Raw genomic sequence first — 465 nt, 5'->3', positions numbered from 1 at the left:
CGCCGCGCCGCCAGCCGCTCGCGCCCGCTGCAGGTGCGCGCCGCGCCGGCCGACGCGCCGCAGCCGTGGCTGCCGCTGCGCAGCCTGACCCTGAGTTACCGCTCCACTCCGCAGCAACTGCGCGTGGGCAATTCGGCCAGCATCATCGTCGAGGCCAGCGCCGACGGCGCCGGCCTGGCGCAGATGCCGGAACTGCAGTTGCCGCCGATCGACGGCGTGCAGGTGTTCGCCGATCCGGTCCAGGCCGACGAGACCTTCGCCGGCGGCCGGCCGCGGGTGAAGCTGACCCGCAAGTTCTCGCTGGTGCCCTCGCGCGAGGGCGAGGTGCGGCTGGACGGCCTGCGCCTGGATTGGTGGGACGTCGGCGCGCGCACCAAGCGCACCGCCAGCCTGCCGCCGCTGAGCTGGACCGTGGGCCGCGGCGTCGCCGGCGGCGCCGCGGCGGCGAATCCGGCCGGGGCCGCG

The 465-nt window shown here is 77.0% G+C and carries 1 pseudogene; it reads left to right on the top strand.

The features are described from left to right. A pseudogene (locus A7A76_RS22800) lies at positions 1 to 465 on the top strand (BatD family protein); the annotation flags it as partial.

Origin of the sequence: Lysobacter enzymogenes (assembly GCF_017168095.1) — a bacterium.
Lineage (GTDB): Bacteria > Pseudomonadota > Gammaproteobacteria > Xanthomonadales > Xanthomonadaceae > Lysobacter > Lysobacter enzymogenes_D.
Note: the sequence above shows the minus strand (reverse complement) of the source record. Positions and strands in the feature narration are given on the sequence as shown.